Here is a 26,007-nt window from a genome sequence, read left to right on the forward strand (position 1 = left end):
AAGTAATATAAAAACCATTATTAACAAAAAGTTATGAATTTTTATAAACTATCGCCCAACTGGCTTTGGTTTTGCACCTACCCTATTACATAATTTGTTAGGAGGTAAAATGAGTAACACAGTAGATACGATCAATCCCGCAACCGAGCAAGTCATCAATAGCTATACGCTGCTTTCTCAAGCTCAAGCAGAACAAGTGATCGAAAAGTCTCATGAAACATACTTAACATGGCGATTAACCTCGTTTACTGAGCGCGCTAAATACCTGAATAAGCTAGCCTCTTTATTTGAAGAGCAAAAAGAAGCGCTTGCTAAACTGATGACCGAAGAAATGGGTAAAGTGTACGAACAAGGCTTTCAAGAAGTGCAGCTTTGTGCTGACATTTGCCGTTATACCGCAGAACATGGCGCCGATATGTTGAGCGACGAAGAACGCGATATGCAAGGCGGTCGTGCAATTATAAGTTATCGCCCCACTGGCGTGTTGCTAGGTATTCAGCCATGGAACTTCCCACTTTATCAAGTTATTAGATACAGTGCCGCAAATATTATGGCGGGTAATACCACGGTATTAAAACACGCGGGCAATGTATTTGGTATGGCAGAAAAAATAGATACCTTATTTAAACAAGCTGGGTTCCCTGAGCATTGCTTTAGTAACTTACTAATTGACGGAAAAACAGCCAGCGCACTTATCTCTCATAAACACATTAGTGGCGTTACCTTCACAGGAAGTGATGGCACAGGTAAAAAAGTAGCTGAGCAGGCCGGTAAGCACGTTAAAAAAACGGTATTGGAGCTTGGCAGTAACGATGCTTATGTTGTACTTGATGATGCCGACCTTGCACTAGCAGTTAAAACCTGTTTACAAGGCCGTATTATTAACAATGGGCAAACCTGTGTGGCTGCCAAGCGCTTTGTGGTAGTTGACTCATTATACAATGACTTTAAAGAAGCGCTGAGCCAGCAATTTAAAGCAATTAAAATGGGCGACCCTATGGATAAAGATACGGAACTGGGTCCTATGGCACGCGAAGATTTACGCGACAAAATTCATCAGCAAGTGCAAGACTCGGTAAATGCAGGCGCAAAAGTAATTGTAGGCGGCGAAATTCCGCAGCAAACAGGCTATTACTACCCGCCTACAGTACTAGAAAATTTATCACCAGGGATGCCTGCATACGATGACGAATTATTTGGCCCTGTGGCATCTTTGATTAAAGCCAAAGATAATGATGACGCTATGCGTATTGCCAACGACTCCCGTTATGGACTAGGCGGCGGTATCTTTTCAAAAGATGAGAAAAAAGCCATTGAGCTGGCTAAAAAGCATTTTGATACCGGTATGATCAACATAAACGGTTACGGACTGGCACAACCGAACCTACCATTTGGCGGTGTTAAAGACAGTGGCTATGGCAGAGAACATGGCGGCTTTGGTATTCGCGAGTTTGTGAATGTTAAAAGCATCATGATTAATAGCTAATATCAGGTATCTGGTTAATAAAACTAAACACCGCGCTTGTAATAAACGCGGTGTTTTTTTGCCTGATGAATCTAAAAACCTGAATTGGGCTGTTTTAAAAACTCGCGTTCTTCTTCTGTAGACTCCCGCCCCAGTATTTTATTACGATGCGGGTAACGATTAAATTTATCGATAATCGCTTTATGTTGATACTCAAAGTCTAAGTTATTTTGAATACCTAACGCCTTAAATAGCCGGACTGCTTCCTTATGAATTAACTGCGATTCGCTGTGCATAAAAGGCATATACAAAAATACTCGCTGCTCATCCGTCAACTTCTTATCAAACCCTTTTGTAATGGCCGATTGTGCTAACGCTAAAGCCATTGAATCACAGGCGAATGATGCTGGCTTGTCACGATAAATATTGCGCGAGAACTGATCAAGCACGATAATTTCAGCTAGGCTGCCTAATGCACTCTCACGCCATTGAAATAACTCACTCGCACTCGCTTGCTGGTGTAATTGGCCAAAACGAGCCTGAATCATCAAATCAAACGCCTCGTCTTTTTGCCACCACTGCTTAGGCTCAAGCTCTGCAAACCAAAAGTCGATAATTTCATTAAACATAATGAATCTCTTTGTTAATTAACACTCAACTAAATAGCTCGCTATATAAAATCCCGCAAATTTAAAAGCACGACCCTAATGTATTAATTTTGCCTTTCGCCTAAAGCCTTTAACCTAACATCTGTACTTCATCTAGCCTTTTTCAAACCTAGGCACTTTACGTTTATCGGCTTTGCTCATAGCAAGCTCTTGTATATCTTGCTGCTTTTGCTCACTTGGTTTTGTTTCTAGGGATTGCTGATTAGCATCTTCATAAACAAGTTCGGTAAGCAGAGCAAAGTGATCGGAGCCATATTTAGCAAGACGTTTGATACGCTTTACAGTAAAACCTGTAGAGTGAAATAAGTGATCGAGCGGCCAGCGCATAAAAAAGTAGCCGGCATGAAAAGTGTTATAAAAGCCCCGTCCTTTACGTGGGTCTAAAAAGCCACTGATTTGCATAAATAAACGGGTGCTGCGTGACCAAGCTACATCATTTAAATCGCCGGCGACTATCGTCGGGCGGCTTGGATTTTTAAGCGCTTTAGCCACCATTATTAGTTCGCTATCGCGCGGACGCGATGAATCTTCTTCGGTTGGGCTCGGTGGGGCAGGATGAATAAAGTGGCCTTGCATTTTTAGCCCTTGATGATTTTCAAACAAAATATGAATAGAGGGAATATTATCTTCTATGAGTTCACAAATTTGTGCATCGAGTATGTTAAATTTACTAAAGACATGCATGCCGTAGCGGTTATCTTTTGGGCACTGTACTTGATAAGGGTAGTTTTTTTTAAGCACAGATAACTTATCTTGCCACCAGCTATCGCTTTCTAAGGTGATAAGTAAATCGGGCTGATATTTATCGACTAAGTTAATTAACTGCTCACTATGTCGATTCGACATCAGTACATTAGCGGATAAGATTCTGATGCTATGATCACTACTTTTTGGCGCTGTTAATACTTCTTTTTTAGCAAACCAAGTGTAGGGATAAATCCACTTAGCTTGAAGCGCACAAATAATTAAAGCAACAGCCGCTATTAATGAGTATGCAATAAAGTCGATTTGCCACATACCTATTAGTGCAACGATAATTACAGCGCTTGCTAGGTAGCACACCTGCAAGCGCACAAAGTCGCAACTACGTATCAAGTAATGCTGACTGTATGACAGGGGTAATATGGTTATTAACAACAACAAGCCAGTAACTATGACCAATACAGTGAGCATTTATAAATCCTAATAGCGCTGTAAAATAGAGAGTATTTCACGAGTGTCGTGCACTAGATGAATAATAGTGCGATCAACTTCTATTCGCACCGTGCCTCGTTCTCGATCTATTACTCTAGCACGCTTATAAATATCACGCTCGAGGATATCGCCTTGATGATAACGGGTGTGCCAACCTGGTGGAGTCCACCCTTGACGAATTAACTGCTTGACTTGTTTCTTAGAAAGCCATTTTTTATTATGGTATTGGTTATATTTTTGCTTTTTCCAGTGATGCTTGTTTGCGTGTTTATTCGCATGTTTGTCTTTGTGCGGTACAGCAAATGCGTTTGTTGCCATTAGCGCAAAAACCATTACTAAAATACTGATTAGTGATTTCATGGCTGTTCTCCAGTGTGGTTATTACTGAAGATTATTAACGCTTAAGCCTGAACATTACATGAAATGAGAAAAATTAACGCTGCTTGTACTGTGTTTTACAATGACTGCGCATAATCGCGGGGTCGCGTAACTTTAGGTGTTTAGTTTTACGCCCAGCATGGCGCTTACGCCATACTTTAAATGAGCCGCTAGATATGTGGTCACGCATGAAATTAACTAACTGAGAGTAATTTAGCCCATACAGATTTTCAATGGCTTCAAATGGCGTTCTGTCTTCCCATGCCATTTCTATAATGCGTGATTGCTGTTCTTGGTTAAACATATTTATTCCAAATTGGGTTAATACGCAAAAGTTAAATTTAGCGATCATCACTTGCTTGTGATGTTAAAAATATAATCTCTTTTCATTTATTAACTTTAATTAAGTGTATGATTAATCTACACACTGAAACCGGAGCTAAAAGGATGTTTACAAAACTACCTAAGTGGGTCGAATATGGTGCGTTTACCCTCGCTTTTATTGCCGGTATGGTAAACGCAGTAGGTTTATTAGGGTTTGAACAGCAAGCAATTTCTCACGTTTCAGGGTCGGTGACTTCATTAGCTATTGAACTTACTACCAACATCAATGCAGCGTTATTTTTAGTTGCGATTGTACTGAGTTTTATATTTGGCTCGGCATTAACAGGCTTAATGCTTTCAGGCGGTTCACTTAAGCTAGGCCGCCATTACGATACGCTCTTATTTATTGAGGGTATTTTACTGCTGTTAAGCGCACAGCTACTTCAATATTCTTACCCTTACGCACTTACACTTGCCTCTGCTGCCTGCGGCTTACAAAATGCTTTGGCCACTAACTACAGCGGCGCTGTAGTGCGAACCACTCATTTAACCGGTATATTTACCGACTTAGGGTTAATGTTTGGAAAAGCCCTAAAAGGACACACATTCGATACTAGAAAGTGCATTGTTTTTGTATTAATTATTGCCGGTTTTTTAACCGGCGGAGTGGTAGGCGTATTGCTATTTAAACATTACTCAGTGCTGACTTTAGTTGTGCCCGGCATTTTTTGTATTGTTTTATCGATTACTTATCGGGTTTATAGGTTGAGTGTGCTTTAACCAATTCACAAAATCCCCTACCCTAAACTTATCAAATTGCCGATGTGCTGGAATTTATGAAATATTACTATTTACCCCCTTTATTGTTATGCAGTCAGTTAAGTTTAATTAATAGTGCGTGTGCTGAAGATACCGCGCAATCAATTGAACGTATCACAACCACAGCATCACGTAGTGAAGCGCTTTCCACCCCATTACCTTTGGTGATCAGTGTATTAAGCGAATCACAGCTTGAGCTTATTGCCCCTACCCATGTAGAAGAAGCACTGCAACGCGTTGCAGGTGCCAATGTACAACGTGGTAATGGTCAAGAGTATTTACCCGCCCTGCGCTCGCAGGTGCTTTCTGGTACGGGTGCCTGTGGAGGGATTTTAACTGCTGAAGATGGTATTGCACTTCGTGCAGCTGGGTTTTGTAATATTAATGAGCTGTTTGAAGCACATAGTGAGATGGCACAGCGTATTGAAGTATTAAAAGGCCCAGGCTCTGCACTGTATGGCTCAAATGCAGTGCATGGCGTAATTAACGTCATTACACCAGACACGACCCAAGGTGGTGGTTTGCTGGGTGTTGATTATGGCTCTTACGGTTATGCTCGCTATAAATTGCGTGCAGGCCATGCTATGGATAATTCAGGGTTCGGTATTAATGCCAGCTTTACCGATGATGGCGGTTACCGAGATGATGAAAGCGTTAAACAACAAAAAATAAATGTGCGACATCGATACGCTAACAACAACTTAAGTTTAATATCGGGGTTGACCTATACCGACTTAGACCAACAAACCGCAGGATATATTAGCGGCTTTCAAAGCTATAAAGATGAAGATATTGCACAGCAAAATTTTGATCCTGACGCCTTTAGAAAAGCCCGCTCGCTTAGGGCTTGGAGTAAAGCAAGCTGGCAATTAGGTGAGAACACGCTTGTTGTTACTCCTTATATTCGTGACCAAAGCATGGACTTTTTTAAACACTTTTTACCCGGTACTCCGCTCGAAAAAAACAGTCAAACGGGGGGTGGCCTACAATCGCTTTATCAACATTATGTGAACGACAATACGAACTTAAAGCTTGGCTTTGATGGTGAGTTTACCCAAGCCGATTTTTTACAAACCCAAGATAACCCCACCCAAGGCTCTGCGTTTTTAGTGGCCACTGTGCCGCAAGGTAAACATTACGATTACCAAGTCGATGCCACCTTATACGCTCCATTTGCCGCTATTGATTGGCAGCTTAATGACTGGCTTATTAGCGCAGGACTGCGTTATGAGCACATGCAATATGACTATCAAAATAATATGCTTGCAGGGCGTACAAAAGAGGATGGCAGCGAATGTGGTTTTGGTGGCTGTCGTTATAGTCGCCCCGAAAGCACTAAAAATAGCTTTAATAATCTTTCGCCAAAACTAGGTGTGAGCTATCAGCTTAATACTAACAATACATTATACGCTAATTTTTCAAGAGGCTATCGAGCCCCCCAAGCGGCTGAGCTCTATCAATTACAACGCGAGCAAAGTACTGCCGACTTAGACGCAGAAATAGCTAATAATGCTGAGATGGGTATTAAAGGGGTGTACAACAATACTCGCTATGGCTTATCGATGTATGCGATGAGCAAGCACAATACCATCTACCGCGACAGTGACTTTTTTACTGTTAATGACGGCCAAACTCGGCATCGCGGTATTGAGCTTGAATTAGCGCATAGCTTTAATCAGCACTTATCTGTTAATTTTGCAGGCACCTATGCCAAGCATACGTACTCAAATGAGCAAGTTATTGGCAGCATTAATATTAAAGGTAACGATATTGATACCGCACCTCGAAAGGTTGCTAATATCGATTTTAACTGGCAAGCCAACGAGAGTATTAGCCTTGCGCTGCAATGGCACTATGTGAGCCGCTACTTTTCCGACCCTGAAAACTTACATGAATATCAAGGCCACGATATTTTAAGCTTGCGCGGCCAGTGGCAAATTAGTCCACAGCTATTACTGAGTGCCCGAATTATAAACTTAACTAACACAGCCTACGCTGAGCGCGCCGATTACACCAGCTTTACTGGGGATCGTTACTTCCCAGGTAAACCACGTAATGCCATGTTGTCTGTAAGTTACCAGTGGTAAAACAAAAAATGCGCTATATAAATTATATAGCGCATTCCTTTTATACGTTTATTTCTACTTATCGAACGGCCAGTACAATTAAACCAGGCACCACAAAGAACGATCCTAGTATATAGCCTAATGCTGCTGATTTATTATTTGTACCAATTTCGGCTAGCTTTTCAGCAAGTTTTAGCGGTATTTCACGCAGCACAGGAACGCCGTAAATAAGTGCAACTGCAAATACATTAAACATAACGTGTACCAATGCAATTGTTAGCGCAACCTCAGCCATAGGCCCTGTAATTGATGTGGCCGCTAATAAAGCAGTAATGGTTGTACCAATGTTAGCTCCCAGTGTGAATGGGTAAATTTGACGCGTAGTAAACACACCACTTCCAGCAAGTGGGATCATCAAACTGGTTGTCGTTGATGATGACTGAACCATAATTGTTACTGCCGCACCTGATGTGATACCCGCGATAGGCCCGCGCCCAATGGCTCCATGCAGTATATCTTTTGCAGTGCCAACCAGCGCTTTTTTAAGTAATTTACCTAATGTAGTTACGGCAAATAAAATCAAACAAATACCTGCAATAACCATCGCTGCACCTAGCATTTTTGTATCTAAAAAACTAAATGCATCTTTTATTACGCCCACAGCTGGTTTTACGAGTGGTTTAATAAAGTTGTAGCTCTTTAATGATAAGTCGGCATCACCAATAAATAAGTGCGATAAAGCAGCAGACATTTTTTGCAGCAAACCAAACATTATTTCTAGCGGTAAAAATATAATAACGGCAAATAAATTAAAGAAATCATGAACAGTTGATGCCGCAAATGCACGTTGGAACTCTTCTTTAGAGCGAATATGGCCAATAGACACTAAGGTGTTAGTAATAGTAGTACCAATATTTGCACCCATCACCATTGGAATAGCAATACTTAACGGTAAACCGCCAGCAACTAGCCCCACTATAACTGAGGTAACCGTTGATGATGATTGCACTAAAGCGGTTGCTAAAGCACCTAATAATAATGCGATAAACGGGTTGGTTGCGAATGCAAAAATCTCTTTCGCTCCCTCAGTACCGCCCGACGCTAATTTAAAACCACCACTGACAGTGCCAACGGCTACAAGGACTAAATAAACTAAAAAGGCGATAGCAGCCCAGTTAAGCGTTTTTATTAATAGCGTATTGCGCTTTGATTCACTCATGTTTAAATCTCAGTTTTGTCTTACCGATTATGGCATTTTGATGACGTTTTTGTTTCAGAGCGCATTAGAACACCTAAATATTACAGAAATATTTCAATTCGATTAACGTGCTTTTTTATTCATAACATAAAAACATAAGGGTGAAAAATTGAGTATAAGGCAAGCCATAACTTTAAAAACAATCAATTAAAATCAAAAAATTAAACTTAGTATTCAATTAAATAACAAAGCGCTAAGTGGGATCAATTAAGGACTAAATTTAAAAAGGTCTGAGTAATAGATTAAGTTGGTATTAAAGGGAAGTTTTATAAGCTTTATCTGACTTTACTAGGGGTATTGCCTAGCCTTAGGCTAGGCAAGGTTAATAAAGCAGCAACCTCGAAGATTGAGTAAAAACGAGCTTTATGATTGATACAAATTAGCTTTTTTTATACTAGCAAAATCATTAAAACGCACACCGTGCTGGCGCATCACTTCAAGAATTTTTTTGCTAATCATTTGACGTAAATAAAACGGCTGATTCGGCACAAAATGATGAATAGTATGAGTATGCCCAAAGTTAAAACAAAACAAATTAAACGGCATAAACAAACGGCTAGTAATTACGTGAGTTTGCTCAAGCATATTATTAACACCGCCGTAATAATGCATACTGGAGGTAACAAAATTAAGTGAGCTCGAACGTACAATGTTAGGCACTATCAGCACCACCATTAAAAACTCGAACACATTCATTACATCGAGCAATAATGCCGGTGAGTCAGCCGCAATCGGGGTAAATAAATTAATTAAATGAAACGCTATCACACTGTATAAAATAGCAAAATAAGCAGTAGTAATTGGAAAACCTGCGTTAAACACTTTAAAAAAGCTAAATCCTTTAATTTCTTTACTAAAACGTTTTGCGTTAATTAATAAACCAAGCAATCCATCAACAATCACCAATGCACGTAAAAACGGGTTTTTAATACCATTACCTACCAAACGTTCTTCTAAATCTTGCTCAGTGCCCGACGTTTTGTGGTGATGCAAATGCATCTTGCGACGATACCACGGGCTAATCGTATTAGGGCGCATCAACCACACAGTAAACATCATAAAATTGTGTAAAAAAGGCTGGTTGCTAAAGTACTGCTTATGAATAAGATCGTGCTCAAGCTCGTGCGAAATAGAGGTGGCTATAGCGGCTAATATAATACAAAGCCAAGCAGGGATAATGGCAAAGTAATACAAAGTACCCACCCCAATTAACGCACTTAGCGAGAGCAATAAGATAGCCATTCCCAAGGTGTTTTGATGCATTAACAATGGATGTTTTTGACGAAGCAGCGCTTCTTCCGCCTTAATCGCTTTAACAATGGCTTGAATATTCTGTTTTGCGGTCAATTGAGTCATGATGTTTTATTCGCAACAAGAGGTTGAGGTATATAATATCCGAGTAAAAAACTCAGTACAAAGTAATTTAATACTAATTAATTTACGGGGAAAAAAAGTATAAGATCATAATCAAATTAAATATCTCACTTTCTTAGCACGTGCTATTGGGGCATTTTAAAGCACTTATAAAGCCACATTATACTTTTTAAGAAGCATTTTTTGTTTATCTCCCTTGATAGATAAACGGCCACTGTTCCATATATTTATTAGCGTTTTCCTTCTTTCAGCGGGCATTTTATTTGAAAAAATAGGTATTTCAACCAATTTATTTTCTAAGCCTGGACGCACTATTTTTAATCCATTGTTCCAATCAAATCGATTCAACATGTACTGTAAAACCAGCATATTATCTGCATATAGATCGATTCTGCCCGCTTTAATCATCTGAAAAATCCGTTCTACCACATCGCTAGAGCCCGCGATTACTTCCACTAAATCAGAATTATTTGGATCATCAATATAATTTTGATAATCAACACTTACCGAGCTGTAATCCCACCCAGGCCCTGTTGCAACACGCTTTCCTTGTATAGATTGAATCCCATCATAGCGCCAGGATTCATCCTGCCTAACAACAAAAGCAGTTGGATATGCAAATGTTGCCTCTGTGGCGTACTCGAAACCCACTTCGGTGTCTTGCGAAAATAAATATTCTGGCAACATATCGCAAAGACCATCCGCAACCATATCGAGTCCCCTTGCCAAAGGCACTTCGTAATATTCTAATTGATAGCCTTTTGATGTATATATTTGCTCTAGCATATCAATCACAAAGCCGCGGGCAGGAAAACCCTCTGACGGAAATATGGTCATAGGAGGCCATTGGTCGTAGCAAACTTTTAATGTATTGGCATGACTAAAGTTACCTATACCCAATGCTAACAATAAGGATATAAGCAGCACTTGAGAGATCTTTTTTTTACCTTTAAACATTCTATTTTTCAACACGATCACGTCCTTTATCTTTAGCGCAGTAAAGCTTCAAGTCAGCGACTTTGAATAACTCAATAACTGAGCAGTCTTTTAGCTCGGATGAGGCAACGCCTTGGCTTACAGTATAGATTACAGTCTCACCATCAACTTCTAAGGTTGAATCAACCACAGCCTTTCTTATTTTATTAGCGAGTTTGAATGCGTTATCAAGCCCTGTGTTTGGAAGAAATAGTGCAAACTCCTCTCCACCCACTCTACCAATAAGATCAGACTCTCTTATCATGCTCTGAACTGTGTCGGTAAAATGAATAAGCACCTTATCACCAACAAAATGTCCATACGTATCGTTAATGTTTTTAAAGTAGTCTAAGTCAATTAAAATAAAAGATGCGGGTAATTTCTGTCGCTGAGAAAGTTCTAGCAAATGATTTGCTGTATCAAAAAAGCTCCCCCGATTTAAAGTACCCGTTAGAGAGTCTCTTGTTGCAAGCGTTTTAAGTTTTTCATTTAATACTTGTAGATCTTTTGTACGTTTTGTAACGGCCTCTTCCAGCCAATCTCGCTTAGATTTTTCATCCTCGAGTAATCGCTCCCGATCCCTTTCCATACTAAAGAGCATCGTATTCATATGATCTTGGAGCTGGCTGAGCTCGTTGTTTTCAATATGTGAAAGATTGATCCGTTTACGTGTATTTTTACTTGATTGGACCTCATTAACTTGTTGCATCAATTCTTTTAAAGGCCTGGCTAGGTAACGATCGAAAGCCCAAATAAATAACCCAAACAAAATTGATAATTTTATCATTGCCGTAATAGCAATTAAGAAAAAACCAAATAAAACACGATCTAAAACCACCTCAGACGATGAATAGAGCACCAAAGTGCCAAGAAAAATCCGTTTACCATTAAGCGTCCAATACAACTCAGATTTAGTTTCAAAAATTGAGAGAGGAAGTGAGGCTTGAGTGTAAGAACGTTTAGAAATCATGCTTTTGCCATGTTTGTCAAAAACATCAACTCCCTCAATAACCGGCATTTTAATAAGCCCATCAACGAGTACACCCAACTGTGTTTGGTCATATTGCCACAAACTCGTCGAAACAGGACCCTGAACAGTTTCTTGCAACTGTTTTAATTCATAGGAGATTGAGTTTTGTGTTTTTAAGTATTCAGTTAAAAACTGCATGCTTGTTATGAGGCAGGTTACAAACAAGTAGATAGAGAAAATAACGCGCATCATTTTTTTAGATAAACTGTTTGGACTACGGTAACTTGCAAACATTAACAATGGCACTTCTTAATAAACTTTATAGTTGAGCTTAGGTTAATTACATTCTTAATGGAAGCAAAGAACAGCATAAGGAATAAGTGTTCTCATTTCTGGCGGCTTTAGGCAACTCAAATTTGAGGCATAAAAAAACCCCTGCTAAATCTAGCAGGGGCTATAAAAAGTGGTACCAGCGGCCGGACTTTTACTTATAACAGCGGCACCTCACGTGCCGCTCAAGTTCAGCCACTCAAATTTGAGGCATAAAAAAACCCCTGCTAAATCTAGCAGGGGCTATAAAAAGTGGTACCAGCGGCCGGACTTGAACCGGCACGCCTTGCGGCAGGGGATTTTGAATCCCCCATGTATACCAATTTCATCACGCTGGCATCATTTTTCTTTAACCTTCTAAACACGAGAAGATAAAGAAAAACCACTTTAGAGTGAAAGGTTATGTACCCTCTTCCATCTCATTGCCTAGCATTATACAAACAATAAGCAAAGCGGCAAGCGTTTTATGTATTAAGCATGATCAACCGCTTAACATTTAGGCACCCATTAACATTTGAGCCAATATCGAGTTAAGCACGTAGCGTAATAGGTAGTATTTGACGGCTTATTTGCTAAACTATCGCGCACATTAACAGTGAGAGTATATTTATGTTGGCTGAGTTTCCACGGGCAGGGTTTTGGCGCCGTTTTGCGTCATTGGTGTACGATACATTAGCTATTATCGCTTTTGCGATGCTAACGGTGGTATTGTATTTATTTGCTATTCAAGGGCTTATTTCCCTTGATGTTATTGCTCTTAATGGCGCTGAAGATGTCTCAGCACGTATTCAGGACTCACTGTTACTTTCAGGGATTCGCAGCTCACTGTTAGTTCTGGTTGGTTTGATGTTTTTTGGTTATTTTTGGACTAAAAGCGGGCAAACAATCGGTATGCGTGCGTGGCGATTAAAAGTACAAACCCATCAGGGAAACTTAATTAGCTGGCCACAAGCCATTATCCGCAGTATCAGCGCATTGCTGGGTTTAGGTAATTTAGTGGTATTAGTGGATTTTAAAAATAAAAAAGCACTACAAGATTACTTATCAAAAACCGAAGTGGTTACGCTCACCAAAGAAGAAAATAAACGCGTTTATCGCGAACTATGATATCAATCCGCAATAATACTTAATTAAGCGAATTGGTATAACCTCAAGTTAAAGCATAAAAAACGCGGCGCTTTTTACAAAGGCCGCGTTTTTTATATAAGCTTTAAATTTAGCTACACCCGCTTATTCATTAAATAAGCTGCAAACCCAGTAAATAAAATGCTCGGCAAAACGGCTCCTATAATCGCTGGAATTTGATATACCATTACCACAGGGCCAAATATCTCGTTGGTTAGGTGGAACACAATACCGGTTACCACCCCCATAATAATTCGTGCCCCCATAGTTACAGTTCGCAGCGGACCAAATATAAACGACAAGGCAACCAACAACATTACGGCAATAGACACGGGCTGCATTAATTTACGCCAGAGCGCTAAATCGTAGGTGCTGGTGTCTTGCTCATTTTGTTGTAAGTAAGCTAAATATGACCATAGCCCGGAAAACGACAGTGATTCTGGTTTTACCGATACCACGCCTAGCTTTTCGGCGGTAAGCTGCGACGGATAAAACTCTTCAGAAACTTGTTCAGTGGTAATTAACTCTTCACTGATCATCACTTTATTTACATCGCGCAATAGCCAACCACTATCTCGCCCTACGGCTTCTTTTGCTTTGGTGATTTGTGTTAGTGATAACGATTTATCAAAATGATACATATTAACGCCGCGCAGCATGCCATTTTGGTCAACATCTTCAATGTTAATGAAGTTATTACCATCTTTAGCCCATACTCCTTTTTGCGCATTAAACACATCACCACCATGAATCGCTTGATTACGCATTTCCTTAGCGTGCAGCTGTGCAGCAGGAGCGCCCCACTCGCCTAAAGCCATTACGCACAATGCCATAAAAATAGCTGTTTTCATTACTGAGCCAATAATTTGTAAACGCGACATCCCCGCCGCTTGCATTACTACCAACTCACTATTTGAGGCAAGCGCTCCTAATCCAGTTAAGCCACCAATAAGTGCAGCCATAGGAAAAAACACCACTAAATCATCTGGAATACTGTAAATAGTGTACAGCATGGCAGTCATTATATCGTAGCTCCCGCGCCCTACAGATTTAAGCTGCTCAATAAACTTTATTAATGTACTAATACCCACGAGCACCATTAACGCAAACCCTGTGGTTTGCAAAATGCTACGACCTAAGTACCAATCAAGTGTTTTCATCATAGGTTTTGCTCCCGCTTAGTGACGACAGCTTTAAGCCAAGCACCCAATGGACGACCTCTAATAATTAATAAGCTACCAATAAATAATGCACTTAAATGAATCCACCACAGTCCAATTGATGGCGGAATTTTGCCATCCTCTACTGCAAATTTGGCCGCATTAAGTAAAATAAAATAACCTAAATACAAGCTGATAGCGGGTACCAATTTTGCAAATTTACCTTGGCGAGGGTTTACTACACTCAAAGGCACGGCCAGCAAAGTTAATAACGGAATGGAAAGTGGGATCGCTAAACGCCACTGCCACTGTGCAATTGCTTCGGGAGTATTAATTGAAATAAGTTCACGGGTTGGCACAGCTTCTAATTTACGACGTTGATGCTCTATTTCTTGTTCGCGAATTTGTACGCTGTAACCATCAAACTCAGTTAAGTTAAGCGAAGGCGCTTCGCCATCAGTTTCGTAGCGTTTACCATCAGTAAGTACTAACTGCTGCTCACCATTTTGTGCTTCAATTACAACGCCTTGCTCAGCGTATACTAAACGCGCTAAATCGCCTTTTTCACTATCTGGCAACTGAGCAACAAATACTTTATTAAGTTCTTTGCCGCCATTTTCAATATTATGAATAAATACCACGGCTTTTTCGTTACCGGTTTGTTGAAAACGCCCAGCTCTAAGCGCCGATAATCCAGCATCCGCCTTTGCTTGCTCTTTTAATTGATATTCTTGCTCGCTAGCCCAAGGTGCAACATACAAGGTAAGTACCGCGGCGAGTAACGCTAAGATGACACTAGAAATAAGCGTAATGCGCACCACATACCACTCACTCACGCCACAAGCTTTAAGTACCGTCATTTCACTGTCAGCGTAAATACGGCTATAAGCTAAAATAATTCCTAAAAATAAACTCAGAGGTAAAATTAATGATGCTAACTGTGGCAACTTAAGCGCAATCATTGCGAAAACGAGTTTTGCTGGGATGCTCCCCTCTGAGGCATCACCAAGAATAACAACAAACTTTTGCGACAAAAATATGGTCATTAAAGTTAAAAATACGGCGACCTGCGATTTTAAAACCTCAGTGGTCAAATAACGGAAAATTAGCAACATTCGCCCCTGTTAAACATGGAATTTCAATATAATAATAAAAAACGATGAGTGAACTAGTTAATTCACTCATTTTAAATGAGTATTAAGCACATATTATAAGCCATCAATATTAATTATCCTACCTAACATCACGATATAATGTTGCATTAGTTACCCTTAAGCATATAAAGTTCAAATACACAGTAAGAGTCGAGTAAAATCTACTAATATTAGCGCTAGACCTAAAAATTTAGGTAAAAAGACTAGAAAACACATTTTTAGTCCCAATTTAGCTTCTATAGATGACTCAAAATCAGGAGTGACAATGGAATTCAACGTAAAAAGTGGTAGCCCAGAAAAACAACGCAGTGCGTGTATTGTTGTGGGTGTGTATGAACCACGCAGGTTATCCCCCATTGGTGAACAACTTGATAAAATTAGCGATGGTTATATCTCTAATTTATTACGCCGTGGCGACTTAGAAGGTAAGCCAGGACAAGTACTACTATTGCATCATGTGCCCAATATTTTAAGCGAACGTATTTTACTTGTTGGCTGCGGTAAAGAACGCGAACTCGACGATAAACAATATAAGCAAATTATTTCTAAAACTATCAACACGCTAAACGAAACGGGTTCAATGGAGGCCGTGTGTTTTTTAACTGAACAACATGTTAAAGGGCGTGATACCTATTGGAAAGTACGTCAAGCTGTTGAAACAACACAAGATTGCCTTTACACCTTTAATCAGCTGAAAAGTAAAAAAGTAGACCCTCGCCGCCCACTACGTAAAATGGTGTTTAATGTGCCTACGCGCCGTGAACTGACTATAGGCGAAAGTGCTATTGAGCATGGTTTAGCGATTGCAGCAGGTAGTAAGCTGTGTAAAGACGTTGCTAATATGCCGCCTAATATTTGTAATCCAGCGTACCTTGGCGAGCAAGCCAAAGAACTGGAAGCTAATTTTGATAACATCACTGTTGAGCTAATTGGCGAAGATAAAATGGCCGAACTAGGAATGAACTCATACCTAGCAGTAGGTCGTGGCAGTGATAACGAATCAGTTATGTCGGTAATTAACTACAAAGGCGCAAGCGATGACCAAGCGCCTATCGTTCTCGTTGGTAAAGGCTTAACCTTTGACTCAGGCGGTATTTCATTAAAACCAGGCGAAGGCATGGATGAAATGAAATACGACATGGGGGGCGCAGCTGGTGTTATTGGCGCTATGCGCTCGCTTGCACAAATGCAGCTACCTATAAACGTAATTGGAGTTTTAGCCGGCTGTGAAAACATGCCAAGCTCAAACGCCTATCGCCCAGGAGACATACTAACAACTATGTCTGGGCAAACGGTTGAAGTACTTAACACCGATGCCGAAGGCCGTTTAGTATTATGTGATGCGCTGACCTATGTTGAACGTTTTGAACCAGAAACCGTGATTGATGTTGCAACCTTAACCGGTGCATGTATTGTTGCTTTAGGTGCCCATGCTACGGGTTTATTAGCTAATCATAATCCACTGGCGCATGATTTATTAAAAGCGTCTGAGCAAAGTGGCGATCGTGCATGGCAACTGCCATTATGGGATGATTATCAAGATCAACTTGAAAGCCCGTTTGCCGACTTTACTAATTTAGGTGGGCGCGCAGCAGGTACTATTACCGCGGCCTGTTTCTTATCTAAATTTACTAAAAAGTATAATTGGGCTCATTTAGATATTGCCGGTACTGCATGGCGCAGCGGCGCTAAAAAAGGCGCAACAGGTCGTCCTGTTCCTATGCTGACTCAGTATTTATTAAACCGAGCTGGTATTAGCGAAGCAACTCACGACTAACAAACTAACACAGGGCTTCACAGCTCAATGTAGAGTATAAAATAAGGCGCTTTTAAAGCGCCTTATTTATTGGGTATTAATTGAAGCAAACCCCGTTATATGGCAAAATCCCCTTCTTAATTTGTGTGTATTTAATAACAGCACAATCAATGTCATGGGAAATCCCGATACAATGAACATGAATGCCCAGTTTTTCATTTTAAAGCAACAAGATGAGTCATTAGCTAAAGCCGATGATCACTTTGCTTTAGCAGCTCAAATAGCTGGGCAACAGTATCGGCTTGGTCAACGCGTATTTATTTTTGTAGATAGCGAAGAAACCGCCAACAGCATTGACGAAACTATTTGGACATTTGATGCCGACAGTTTTGTACCTCACAATTTACAAGGCGAAGGCCCAAAAGGCGGCGCACCTGTAGAAATAGGCACAACACCACCCGTTGGTAATCGTAAAGTATTAATTAACTTGGCCAATCACTTACCGGATTTTATTCGTCGGTTTAACCAAGTTTTTGATTTTGTACCCGTAGAGCCCGTAGCCAAACAAGCCGCTCGTGAGCGCTTTAAAAAACTACGCCAACTCGGTGCCAATATCACCACGCAAGATATTAATCGCTAACGCTCACTGCGTACAAAGCTAACTAACTCATTTAAGTACTTATTTAAGGTTCTGTGTAATGGATAAAACCTACAATCCGCAAGATATTGAACAGTCTCTCTATCAAGACTGGGAACAAAAAGGCTACTTTAAGCCATCTGGCCAAGGCACCCCATATTCAATTATGATCCCGCCGCCAAATGTCACGGGTAGCTTACACATGGGCCACGCTTTCCAAGATACTATCATGGATACCTTAACGCGCTTTAAACGTATGCAAGGTAACAATACGTTGTGGCAAGTAGGTACTGACCACGCAGGTATTGCCACACAAATGCTAGTAGAGCGTAAGCTTGCGGCAGAAGAAGGTAAAACACGCCACGATTTAGGCCGTGATGCATTCATCGATAAAATTTGGGAATGGAAAAACGAGTCTGGTGGCACGATTACAAAACAACTTCGTCGCCTTGGTGCTTCTGTTGATTGGGACCGTGAACGCTTTACCATGGACGATGGCCTATCAGAAGCTGTTAAAGAAGTGTTTGTACGCCTTCATAAAGAAAACCTAATTTACCGCGGTAAACGCCTAGTAAACTGGGATCCAAAATTACACACGGCGATTTCTGATCTTGAAGTTGAAAACAAAGACAAACAAGGCCACATGTGGAACTTACGTTATCCACTTGCTGATGGCGTAAAAACACAAGACGGTAAAGACTACATTGTTGTTGCAACCACGCGCCCAGAAACCATGCTGGGTGACTCAGGGGTTGCAGTAAACCCAGATGACGAGCGCTATCAAGACCTAATCGGTAAAGAGATTTTACTACCGATTGTTAATCGTCGTATTAAAATTGTTGCCGATGAACATGCCGATAAAGACAAAGGTACAGGCTGTGTAAAAATCACCCCTGCGCACGACTTTAACGATAACGAAGTAGGTAAACGTCATCAAATGCCGATGATTAATATCTTCGATAAAGACGCGGCTATTTTAACAAAAGGTGAAACCTACACCTTTGATGGTAAAGAACTTGAATTTGACGCGCCTATTCCTGAGCGCCTGCATGGCCTTGACCGTTTTGACGCACGAAAAGCCATTGTTGCTGAATTTGAAGAGCTCGGCCTACTTGAAAAAATTGAAGACCACGGCTTAACCGTTCCTTACGGTGACCGTTCTGGTGTTGTTATCGAACCACTACTAACTGATCAGTGGTATGTGCGTGTTGCACCACTTGCTGAACCTGCAAAAGACGCAGTTAAAAACGGCAACATTCAATTTGTACCTAAGCAATACGAAAACATGTACTTTTCGTGGATGAATGACGTACAAGATTGGTGTATTTCACGTCAGCTTTGGTGGGGTCACCGTATTCCAGCTTGGTACGATAGCGAAGGCAACGTATACGTTGGTCGTGATGAAGCAGAAGTACGCCGCGACAACAATATTGCAGATAGCGTAGCACTAAGCCAAGACGAAGACGTTCTTGATACCTGGTTCTCATCAGCACTGTGGACGTTCTCAACTCAAGGTTGGCCAGAGAATACTGATGACTTAAAAACTTTCCACCCATCTGACGTGTTGGTAACCGGTTTTGATATCATTTTCTTCTGGGTTGCACGTATGATCATGATGACGCTGCACTTTATAAAAGATGAAAATGGTAAATCACAAGTGCCATTCAAAACAGTTTATGTAACTGGTTTAATACGTGACGATAACGGCGATAAAATGTCTAAGTCAAAAGGTAACGTACTTGACCCACTAGACATGATTGATGGCATTGGCCTTGAAGACTTAGTACAAAAGCGTACTGGTAATATGATGCAGCCTAAACTTGCCGCTAAAATTGAAAAAGATACCCGCAAAGTATTTGCAAACGGTATTGAAGCACACGGTACCGACGCACTGCGCTTTACTTTAGCTGCCATGGCATCAACCGGTCGTGATATCAACTGGGATATGAACCGTCTTGAAGGTTACCGTAACTTCTGTAATAAATTGTGGAACGCAAGCCGTTACGTATTAATGAACACAGAAGAGCAAGACTGTGGCTTTAACGACAGTGAAAAACAGTACTCGTTAGCTGATCGTTGGATTTTAGGCCAATATGAAGCAACGGTTAAAACCTGCACCGAACACCTTGATAACTACCGTTTTGATTTAGCGGCGAACACGCTTTATGAATTCACCTGGAACCAGTTCTGTGATTGGTACTTAGAGCTGACGAAGCCGGTATTATTTAAAGGTAATGAAGCACAGCAACGCGGTACACGTCATACCCTTATTACCGTACTTGAAAGCTTACTGCGTTTAATGCACCCAATGATGCCTTACATCACAGAAACGATTTGGCAACGTGTTGCGCCACTTGCAGGCCTTGAAACAGCGGGTACCAGTATTATGGTTCAGGGTTTCCCTGTTTATAACCAAGCCAATGTTGATGCACAAGCAATGGACGATTTAGAGTGGGTTAAGCAATTCATTTTAGCGATTCGTAATATTCGTGGTGAAATGGATATCAGCCCAAGTAAACCACTTAGCGTTTTACTGGCTAACGCATCAAGCGATGATGTACGCCGTATAAACGAGAATGAATCATTCCTAGCGTCATTAGCTAAGCTTGAAGCGTTTACCCTGCTTGAAAACAAAGACGATGCTCCAGCGTGTGCGACCTCTTATGTTGGCAATCTTGAGATTATGATCCCAATGGCGGGCTTAATTGACGTTGAAGCCGAGCTTGCACGTATTAACAAGCAACTTGAAAAAGCAGAAAAAGGGCTAGCCCAAGTGCAAAACAAACTCGCTAACGAAAAGTTTGTTAACAACGCACCTGAAGCCGTACTGGCTAAAGAAAATGCTAAGCTAGCTGAATTTACCGATGCTAAAACTAAGCTACTTGAGCAAAAAACTAAGATTGAAAGCTTATAATTAAACCGTTACGGATGGCTTATGCCATTCGTAAACAGTTAATTTATAAGTATAAAAAAAGCCGATTACTTCATTTGAAGTAAGCGGCTTTTTTATGTCTAGGCTCTAGGCTCTAGGCAGAATTAGAACGTGTAGTTATACTGAGCACCAATAAGTACTGCATGACCTTTTGATTCAAAAGACCATTGCTGAGGTAGCGTTTCGCTTTCTACTTTTTCAGTGAACTTTTGCGTTTTACCACGTAATACACTCACACCCAAATCAACATTTGAGTTTTGATCAATCGCGTAGTTACCACCGAACGAGAACCAGAAACGGTCTGTATCAGGAATAGAAATTGATAAATGTTGTTGTGACACTGGCGACTCATCAAACGCAAAGCCGGCACGTAGCATTAAGTTTTCGCTGTATTGGTAATCAGCACCGATTGAGTAGCGCATTGCATCAGAGAAATCTTCTGTTTTTTCAAACGCGCTGAACTTGTCACCTGTAGGCGCTGTTACTTGTGCTTCTAATGAGTCAAAGCTGCTCCAACCTGTCCATAATACGCTGTAGTGAACGCCTAGTTTCTCGTCTAACTGATGAGAGCCTGAGAACTCAGCAATTGCTGGCAATGTAATTTCAACAGAGCCCGGTAATTCAAGCTGTCCGTTTAATCCACCAGGAATAAATGAAGGTAGTTCATTCGAGTATTCACCTTCAAAAGTAATATCTGTTTCTGTACGGTAGTTAAAACCAAAGCGGCTATTTTCATCTAGCTGATACATTAAGCCGATGTTTAAGCCGTAGCCCATATCATCACCTTCAAGGTGAACAGCATCAGCACTTGCAGGAATAGAAGCAATAGCAGGGTTTACAGGAGGTACTACACCAAACTTACGGATAATCTTCGCTTCTGCATAAATTGCATTCAAACCAATACCAAAGCTAAACTGCTCTGATACTTTATAAGCAACACTTGCGTTCATGTTTACAGTAACAATTTCAGTTTCACCGGCAATTTGGCCAGCTGCGTAATCATCGTTAAACTCAGTAGCAAGGCCAAAGTTAGAAAAAGCACCAAACCCAACCGATACTTTATCGTTTACTGGCATAGTGAAATAACCTGCTGGAATAATCGCGCTTGGTGCAATGCTGTCATCATCTAGTACGCTGTTATCCAAACCGTAAGCATTACCTGTGCCTTTAAGGCTCACATCAGGAATGACAGCCATAGCTGCAACACTAAGTTGCTTCTCTTTAAACAACGTCATTAATGCTGGGTTACGTGCAACCACAGACGCATCGTCTGCTACAGATGCTTCACCTGCGTATGCACGACCTAAACCAGATACGTTTTGCTCAGCAAGCTGAAAAGCCGCTGCAAAAGTATCAGCTGAAACAAATGCCAGCGATGCCGCAATAAGAGTTTTAGTAAATTTCATTGTTGTGTCCTTAGCCAAACTTACTGTTTGGATAGCTATGTGTGTTGTTATTAGAGTTTCAAACCTGCGTACCCTACCTTAATTTTTTATAAAAAACCTTACTAAAACGTTAAAAAAGGCCAAAAAACACGTTTTTTAACGACAATTTAACAACTATTTAAAACTCATCGGACAAGAAGTGTGGTATTAGAGTATATACTCTAATGAGATTAATTCTTATTTGCATTGACTTGAAATACTTTGCAATTTACACTGCAATTAAAATCACAAAGGGAGAAAACTGTGATCATTTTACTTATTCTTGCTGGGCTTATTTTTTGCGGCATTAGTGTTTATTTCTTTTATAAGGCAAATTATTGCGCGTGTACGCGTGCTGGGAAATGTGACAATCCTGTCAATCAATATTGGCTCGCAGCCATTGCCATGGCGATTATTTCTTTGGTTTTTTGTTGCTTAGCGCTGCATGTAGAATTAGGCACATTACTGTGGTTAACGCTGATGGGAAGTTGTTTTTTGGGTGGCTATATTTCTGTTAAAACAAACGAAAAAAGAAGATGTAACGCTAAAGCAGTAAATGCTCTTTTAAAAGCCGAGGCAAATTAATCTTATAATCAGCAGGTTTAACACTTGCCTGTATTTTTATCTCGTTATTATTTAAGCTTAAATCTATATCTTTTGCGGTAACATGATGGTTATGTTTAGCGTTGTAAAAAAGCTTCACTTTAGGTTTGATAGGGTTTGAATGATTGCCCTCTAGCACCAACGCTAATCGCTCATTGGTTAACTTAACAATAGTCCCTACTGGGTGTACACCTAAACACTTAATAAATAACTGTACTAACTCTGCATCAAACAGCTGTTTGTTAGCTAACAAATAGCGAAGCGCATTAATTGGCTCATCCCCCTCTTGATGCGGTCTATCTGCTGTCAATGCATCGTATACGTCTACAATGGCAATGATCCGAGCTGGGCGGCTTAATTTGCTTCCATCTACACCTCTTGGATAGCCTGAACCATCAAGACGCTCATGATGATTTACAATCATATCAAGCATTAAAGGCGTAATACCTTTTCCGCCTTTTAACAATCCTAAGCTTTGTGCGACATGCTTTTTTATTGCCGTCATTTCGTTACCCGTGACTTTTCCTGGTTTGGAAAATATCCCTTGCGGTAACTTAGCCTGACCTAAGTCATGCATTAAAGCCCCCATTGCAAGCTCTTGCACAACAGCGCGTTTATAACCTAAGTATTTAGCAAACACCGCTGTAAAAATGGTGCAGTTGATCATATGACGCCAGTTGTAACTGTGCTTATCTTTGATCCGAGTTAAAATAGTCATGGCGTGTTCATTACGAAATACAGAGCTCACTATTTCATTACTTATTTCATTGAGCGCTTCAATATTAAGTGACAAACCTGATGTTAAATCACCAAAAATACTTTGTAGTTTTCTGTTGTGCGCATCATAACTCACACTGGCTTTTGCAAACTCTTGCTCTAAGCTTATAGCAACCTTTGCCTTAACAGGCTTATCTTGCTTAGCTACAGGAGCTTGTGGTTTTTGTTTTTCTTTGTATTTAGCTGGTACGGCGACATCACTTTTTGTAAAGTCGATGAGAAGCTCAAGCACCCCTTCGGTAATTAAACGCTGAATGATTGATTTATCACGAACCAAACCACTGGTTTTAATTTTTATGCCATCCACACTCTCCTGCTGCTTAGTAACGCTATTTACGTACATGCCTGGAACGAGTTCTGATATAGGTAAGGTGATTAGCATAAAAATGAGGGTTTCTATAATTAATGAATATATACTTTAAATAGCATTATTTAGCCATAAAAGTCTAGCTTTTGAGTTCAGGGTAATAATAAATGATTAACATCAATAATTATACGCACCATCAAGAATAAACCATAAGCTCAGCAATGAATATACGCCTAAAGGTATAAAATAGATTGCTACATATTTTATTATCGAAAATTAAATAAGGTAAGGCAGCGGACTGATTTAAATAATTGTAGGTATTTTGAGGAAGAAGCAGGAAATGATACTTTAAACGCAAATGGCGCTCTCGGTAGGGATCGAACCTACAACTTAGCCTCCGGAGGGCCACGTGATATCCATTTCACCACGAGAGCACATTTGTTGCCGCCACATCAACTCGCGATATCAATGCTTTAGCATGCGCAATAATAAAGGCATCTTTGTATAAATGCCAGCATGATTCGTTTACATGTCTATAATTTAAACTAATCACTTCACAAAAGGTAAAAAAAGCGCTATTTGTTTATATTCTATAAAAAAACAGTAACGCTTTAGACACATATTATCTATTATTGTCACTGAACGGAAAGATTAAACACGAGGAAGTAATTATGAAGTTAATGTCAACAGAGCAAGTTGCTGAATTTTTAGGTGTAAAAGCAGAGCGCGTTAAACGCCTTGCTCGAGAAAGCCTATTAATCGCTAAATCAGAAGATGATAACGGCGAAATGCAATTTGACGCTGATGAAGTAGCAAAATACAAAGAGCTTGCGGAACGCTTTGGCGGACTTTAACCCTCCATTAAAGCAATAAGCTCATCCAGTTGCGCGCGCAATACAACAACCTGATTGTTTATAGCGCGTTGCTCATACCAACCTATACATAACAGTAAGTAAACTAACTGATAGCAATTGAGTTTATGCATAGATAAATAAAATTGTTCTGATAGGGTGTGCGTTTTGTAATTGTTAAGCAGAGCCTGCTTGCCTGAAGCATCTAATTTAAAACTAACCGCTAACGCAGCAAGATCAAAATACACATCATTTGTTTGAGCATACTCAAAATCGATTAAATAAACGCCTTGCGGGTTTACCACGATATTTTCTTTGACTAAGTCGTTATGGCAAAAGCCGCTATCTACGGGCATGTTGGCTATGCTTTTTAATGTCTTGTTTATGAGCTTTTCATACTGTTTAAACACTAATAAATGCTGATAGGCTTGCAATTCCAAAGCTATATTCATTGCCTCATTATTAGTTGTATACGCATGAAGCTTAACAAGTTTAGTCAGTAGCGGCATCGCCAAATAAGACTGCGCGACGTCGCCATCAATATAGTTAAAAGCTGCGCGCTTATTTTGCTTATCAAGCCAGATGGGAGCAGAGCAAACTTGTTGTTTACTGAGCTCATACTGGGCATGTAACCCTACTTGTGGCCAATACGATTTATAACACTTTAATAAATAAGCTTGGCTGTCAGTACGGATCAAAAAGTTATCGTTGCTTAAACCGTTAACCAAATACTCTGTTGAGGTTATTGTGCTCGGTACTAAAAACGCGCTACAAATATTAACTAACTGAGAATGCTGATTCATAGATTAAAGTTGCGCCATGGGCTTGGCTTGGCTTTGCTCGTATTCTTCGTACCACGTTTTAAATCCCCATGCTGCCATAACGGTATAAAATACAAATAAAACAAGGGTTGGGTAATAGCCTTTTTCATAGTACAAATACATAGAGGCCGCATCAATGACTATCCAATAGAGCCAATTTTCTAGTACTTTTTTAGCTACCAGATACGTAGTAACCACAGCAAAGCAAGTTGTGAAACTATCAAGATACGCAAAATCTGCATGCGTATAGTTTTGCATTACATAACCAATTGCTAATGACACTAATGTAGTCAGTACAATTAAAATAATATGTCGGTTTACCGGCCAGGATGTAATTAGTCGCTGCGCTTGATTAGCCTTGCCTTTGCGCCACACGACCCAACCAAACACCGCCATATACATATAATAAAAGTTTAGTAACGACTCCATTAGCAGCGCGCCATTCCAATACATAATGGTATAAATAAGCGTACTAAAAAAAGCCGCAGGCCAGCACCATAAGTTCTCTTTAATGGCCAGTAATAAATACGCCATCGACAAAGCAACCGCAATATATTCCCAATGCGACATAGCAGTAAAACCACTGAGTATTTGCGTTACAAAATCCATCATTATAAAACGACCGTGTTTGTTAAGAGG

Annotated in this window: 23 protein-coding genes and 2 tRNA genes; 9 read left to right on the forward strand and 16 right to left on the reverse strand. The window is 40.3% G+C overall.

The annotated features are described in order from the left end of the window. The first annotated feature begins 109 nt into the window (after positions 1–109). Positions 110–1,486: an NAD-dependent succinate-semialdehyde dehydrogenase gene (locus N523_RS0103670; RefSeq protein WP_016900150.1), complete on the forward strand. Its 1,377-nt coding sequence runs from the start codon at positions 110–112 to the stop codon at positions 1,484–1,486. Positions 1,487–1,557: 71 nt separating this feature from the next. Here the strand turns inward: N523_RS0103670 and N523_RS0103675 are convergent, their stop codons facing one another. The 4 genes from N523_RS0103675 to N523_RS0103690 all read right to left on the reverse strand — a co-directional run bounded on the left by N523_RS0103675 (position 1,558) and on the right by N523_RS0103690 (position 4,009). Continuing rightward, the gene (locus N523_RS0103675; protein ID WP_028834354.1) at positions 1,558–2,094 is read right to left on the reverse strand and encodes a DUF924 family protein; all 537 of its coding nucleotides are present in this window, start codon (positions 2,092–2,094) and stop codon (positions 1,558–1,560) included. A gap of 132 nt (positions 2,095–2,226) precedes the next feature. Continuing rightward, complete coding sequence (locus tag N523_RS0103680; protein ID WP_028834355.1) at positions 2,227–3,306, reverse strand: endonuclease/exonuclease/phosphatase family protein; 1,080 nt, start codon at positions 3,304–3,306, stop codon at positions 2,227–2,229. A 9-nt stretch (positions 3,307–3,315) separates the two neighbouring features. After that, positions 3,316–3,687: a hypothetical protein gene (locus N523_RS0103685; RefSeq protein WP_028834356.1), complete on the reverse strand. Its 372-nt coding sequence runs from the start codon at positions 3,685–3,687 to the stop codon at positions 3,316–3,318. A 73-nt stretch (positions 3,688–3,760) separates the two neighbouring features. After that, complete coding sequence (locus N523_RS0103690; protein WP_013464176.1) at positions 3,761–4,009, reverse strand: TIGR03643 family protein; 249 nt, start codon at positions 4,007–4,009, stop codon at positions 3,761–3,763. Between the two features lie 143 nt (positions 4,010–4,152). Here N523_RS0103690 and N523_RS0103695 point away from each other — a divergent pair, with 143 nt between their 5' ends. Next, entirely contained in the window at positions 4,153–4,809 is a 657-nt protein-coding gene (locus N523_RS0103695; RefSeq protein WP_028834357.1) for a YoaK family protein, read from the forward strand. A gap of 56 nt (positions 4,810–4,865) precedes the next feature. Next, positions 4,866–6,935 (forward strand): TonB-dependent receptor, encoded by a 2,070-nt coding sequence (locus tag N523_RS0103700; RefSeq protein ID WP_028834358.1) that lies wholly within the window; start codon positions 4,866–4,868, stop codon positions 6,933–6,935. A 58-nt stretch (positions 6,936–6,993) separates the two neighbouring features. Here the strand turns inward: N523_RS0103700 and N523_RS0103705 are convergent, their stop codons facing one another. The 5 genes from N523_RS0103705 to N523_RS0103725 form a co-directional block, all read right to left on the reverse strand. After that, complete coding sequence (locus N523_RS0103705; RefSeq protein ID WP_013464173.1) at positions 6,994–8,133, reverse strand: Na/Pi symporter; 1,140 nt, start codon at positions 8,131–8,133, stop codon at positions 6,994–6,996. Between the two features lie 402 nt (positions 8,134–8,535). Continuing rightward, complete coding sequence (locus tag N523_RS0103710; RefSeq protein WP_016900142.1) at positions 8,536–9,528, reverse strand: fatty acid desaturase; 993 nt, start codon at positions 9,526–9,528, stop codon at positions 8,536–8,538. A gap of 165 nt (positions 9,529–9,693) precedes the next feature. Continuing rightward, a complete protein-coding gene (locus N523_RS0103715; RefSeq protein ID WP_036949852.1) occupies positions 9,694–10,503 on the reverse strand; it encodes a substrate-binding periplasmic protein in 810 nt (269 codons plus the stop codon). Position 10,504: 1 nt separating this feature from the next. Further along, complete coding sequence (locus N523_RS0103720) at positions 10,505–11,785, reverse strand: sensor domain-containing diguanylate cyclase (RefSeq protein ID WP_028834360.1); 1,281 nt, start codon at positions 11,783–11,785, stop codon at positions 10,505–10,507. Between the two features lie 289 nt (positions 11,786–12,074). Further along, a tRNA-Leu gene (locus N523_RS0103725) sits at positions 12,075–12,159 on the reverse strand. A gap of 271 nt (positions 12,160–12,430) precedes the next feature. Between N523_RS0103725 and N523_RS0103730 the strand changes: the two genes are divergently transcribed. Beyond that, positions 12,431–12,928: an RDD family protein gene (locus tag N523_RS0103730; protein ID WP_028834361.1), complete on the forward strand. Its 498-nt coding sequence runs from the start codon at positions 12,431–12,433 to the stop codon at positions 12,926–12,928. Between the two features lie 113 nt (positions 12,929–13,041). Here the strand turns inward: N523_RS0103730 and lptG are convergent, their stop codons facing one another. Next, positions 13,042–14,109: an LPS export ABC transporter permease LptG gene (lptG, locus tag N523_RS0103735; protein WP_016900139.1), complete on the reverse strand. Its 1,068-nt coding sequence runs from the start codon at positions 14,107–14,109 to the stop codon at positions 13,042–13,044. Continuing rightward, positions 14,106–15,218, reverse strand: coding sequence for an LPS export ABC transporter permease LptF (gene lptF, locus N523_RS0103740; protein ID WP_028834362.1), 1,113 nt, complete (start codon positions 15,216–15,218; stop codon positions 14,106–14,108). The genes lptG and lptF overlap by 4 nt, the downstream gene beginning before the upstream one ends. A gap of 307 nt (positions 15,219–15,525) precedes the next feature. On the opposite strand from lptF, the gene pepA reads away from it, so the two are divergent. The 3 genes from pepA to N523_RS0103755 all read left to right on the forward strand — a co-directional run bounded on the left by pepA (position 15,526) and on the right by N523_RS0103755 (position 20,567). Next, the gene (pepA, locus tag N523_RS0103745) at positions 15,526–17,037 is read left to right on the forward strand and encodes a leucyl aminopeptidase (RefSeq protein ID WP_013464166.1); all 1,512 of its coding nucleotides are present in this window, start codon (positions 15,526–15,528) and stop codon (positions 17,035–17,037) included. A 172-nt stretch (positions 17,038–17,209) separates the two neighbouring features. After that, positions 17,210–17,656, forward strand: coding sequence for a DNA polymerase III subunit chi (locus tag N523_RS0103750; protein WP_013464165.1), 447 nt, complete (start codon positions 17,210–17,212; stop codon positions 17,654–17,656). 58 nt (positions 17,657–17,714) lie between these two features. After that, a complete protein-coding gene (locus tag N523_RS0103755; protein WP_028834363.1) occupies positions 17,715–20,567 on the forward strand; it encodes a valine--tRNA ligase in 2,853 nt (950 codons plus the stop codon). A 122-nt stretch (positions 20,568–20,689) separates the two neighbouring features. Here N523_RS0103755 and N523_RS0103760 read toward each other — a convergent pair whose 3' ends face one another. Then, on the reverse strand, positions 20,690–21,991 hold the full coding sequence (locus tag N523_RS0103760; RefSeq protein ID WP_028834364.1) for an outer membrane protein transport protein: 1,302 nt from the start codon (positions 21,989–21,991) through the stop codon (positions 20,690–20,692). Between the two features lie 282 nt (positions 21,992–22,273). Here N523_RS0103760 and N523_RS19265 point away from each other — a divergent pair, with 282 nt between their 5' ends. Next, the gene (locus N523_RS19265; RefSeq protein WP_081745107.1) at positions 22,274–22,594 is read left to right on the forward strand and encodes a hypothetical protein; all 321 of its coding nucleotides are present in this window, start codon (positions 22,274–22,276) and stop codon (positions 22,592–22,594) included. Here the strand turns inward: N523_RS19265 and N523_RS0103770 are convergent. Next, positions 22,554–23,771, reverse strand: coding sequence for an HD-GYP domain-containing protein (locus N523_RS0103770; protein ID WP_013464161.1), 1,218 nt, complete (start codon positions 23,769–23,771; stop codon positions 22,554–22,556). The genes N523_RS19265 and N523_RS0103770 overlap by 41 nt on opposite strands. A 284-nt stretch (positions 23,772–24,055) precedes the next feature. Next, positions 24,056–24,130: transfer RNA gene (locus N523_RS0103775), tRNA-Arg, on the reverse strand. A 237-nt stretch (positions 24,131–24,367) separates the two neighbouring features. Here N523_RS0103775 and N523_RS0103780 point away from each other — a divergent pair. Then, entirely contained in the window at positions 24,368–24,550 is a 183-nt protein-coding gene (locus tag N523_RS0103780; protein WP_008110377.1) for a hypothetical protein, read from the forward strand. On the opposite strand, the gene N523_RS0103785 is transcribed toward N523_RS0103780, so the two are convergent. Both N523_RS0103785 and pnuC read right to left on the reverse strand, forming a co-directional pair. Continuing rightward, the gene (locus tag N523_RS0103785) at positions 24,547–25,350 is read right to left on the reverse strand and encodes a phosphotransferase family protein (RefSeq protein ID WP_028834365.1); all 804 of its coding nucleotides are present in this window, start codon (positions 25,348–25,350) and stop codon (positions 24,547–24,549) included. The genes N523_RS0103780 and N523_RS0103785 overlap by 4 nt on opposite strands. 3 nt (positions 25,351–25,353) lie before the next feature. After that, positions 25,354–25,977, reverse strand: coding sequence for a nicotinamide riboside transporter PnuC (gene pnuC / locus N523_RS0103790; protein WP_013464158.1), 624 nt, complete (start codon positions 25,975–25,977; stop codon positions 25,354–25,356). Positions 25,978–26,007: the final 30 nt, after the last annotated feature.

The sequence above is a fragment of the Pseudoalteromonas sp. 23_GOM-1509m genome, assembly GCF_000518425.1.
In the GTDB taxonomy this organism is placed as follows: Bacteria; Pseudomonadota; Gammaproteobacteria; order Enterobacterales; family Alteromonadaceae; genus Pseudoalteromonas; species Pseudoalteromonas tetraodonis.

Bases quoted from the DNA above. Each gene is read 5' to 3' on its own strand.
- N523_RS0103670 (WP_016900150.1), top strand. From the start codon at position 110: ATGAGTAACACAGTAGATACGATCAATCCCGCAACCGAGCAAGTCATC.
- N523_RS0103675 (WP_028834354.1), bottom strand. From the start codon at position 2,094: ATGTTTAATGAAATTATCGACTTTTGGTTTGCAGAGCTTGAGCCTAAG.
- N523_RS0103680 (WP_028834355.1), bottom strand. From the start codon at position 3,306: ATGCTCACTGTATTGGTCATAGTTACTGGCTTGTTGTTGTTAATAACC.
- N523_RS0103685 (WP_028834356.1), bottom strand. From the start codon at position 3,687: ATGAAATCACTAATCAGTATTTTAGTAATGGTTTTTGCGCTAATGGCA.
- N523_RS0103690 (WP_013464176.1), bottom strand. From the start codon at position 4,009: ATGTTTAACCAAGAACAGCAATCACGCATTATAGAAATGGCATGGGAA.
- N523_RS0103695 (WP_028834357.1), top strand. From the start codon at position 4,153: ATGTTTACAAAACTACCTAAGTGGGTCGAATATGGTGCGTTTACCCTC.
- N523_RS0103700 (WP_028834358.1), top strand. From the start codon at position 4,866: ATGAAATATTACTATTTACCCCCTTTATTGTTATGCAGTCAGTTAAGT.
- N523_RS0103705 (WP_013464173.1), bottom strand. From the start codon at position 8,133: ATGAGTGAATCAAAGCGCAATACGCTATTAATAAAAACGCTTAACTGG.
- N523_RS0103710 (WP_016900142.1), bottom strand. From the start codon at position 9,528: ATGACTCAATTGACCGCAAAACAGAATATTCAAGCCATTGTTAAAGCG.
- N523_RS0103715 (WP_036949852.1), bottom strand. From the start codon at position 10,503: ATGTTTAAAGGTAAAAAAAAGATCTCTCAAGTGCTGCTTATATCCTTA.
- N523_RS0103720 (WP_028834360.1), bottom strand. From the start codon at position 11,785: ATGTTTGCAAGTTACCGTAGTCCAAACAGTTTATCTAAAAAAATGATG.
- N523_RS0103730 (WP_028834361.1), top strand. From the start codon at position 12,431: ATGTTGGCTGAGTTTCCACGGGCAGGGTTTTGGCGCCGTTTTGCGTCA.
- lptG (WP_016900139.1), bottom strand. From the start codon at position 14,109: ATGATGAAAACACTTGATTGGTACTTAGGTCGTAGCATTTTGCAAACC.
- pepA (WP_013464166.1), top strand. From the start codon at position 15,526: ATGGAATTCAACGTAAAAAGTGGTAGCCCAGAAAAACAACGCAGTGCG.
- N523_RS0103750 (WP_013464165.1), top strand. From the start codon at position 17,210: ATGAACATGAATGCCCAGTTTTTCATTTTAAAGCAACAAGATGAGTCA.
- N523_RS0103755 (WP_028834363.1), top strand. From the start codon at position 17,715: ATGGATAAAACCTACAATCCGCAAGATATTGAACAGTCTCTCTATCAA.
- N523_RS0103760 (WP_028834364.1), bottom strand. From the start codon at position 21,991: ATGAAATTTACTAAAACTCTTATTGCGGCATCGCTGGCATTTGTTTCA.
- N523_RS0103770 (WP_013464161.1), bottom strand. From the start codon at position 23,771: ATGCTAATCACCTTACCTATATCAGAACTCGTTCCAGGCATGTACGTA.
- N523_RS0103780 (WP_008110377.1), top strand. From the start codon at position 24,368: ATGAAGTTAATGTCAACAGAGCAAGTTGCTGAATTTTTAGGTGTAAAA.
- N523_RS0103785 (WP_028834365.1), bottom strand. From the start codon at position 25,350: ATGAATCAGCATTCTCAGTTAGTTAATATTTGTAGCGCGTTTTTAGTA.
- pnuC (WP_013464158.1), bottom strand. From the start codon at position 25,977: ATGGATTTTGTAACGCAAATACTCAGTGGTTTTACTGCTATGTCGCAT.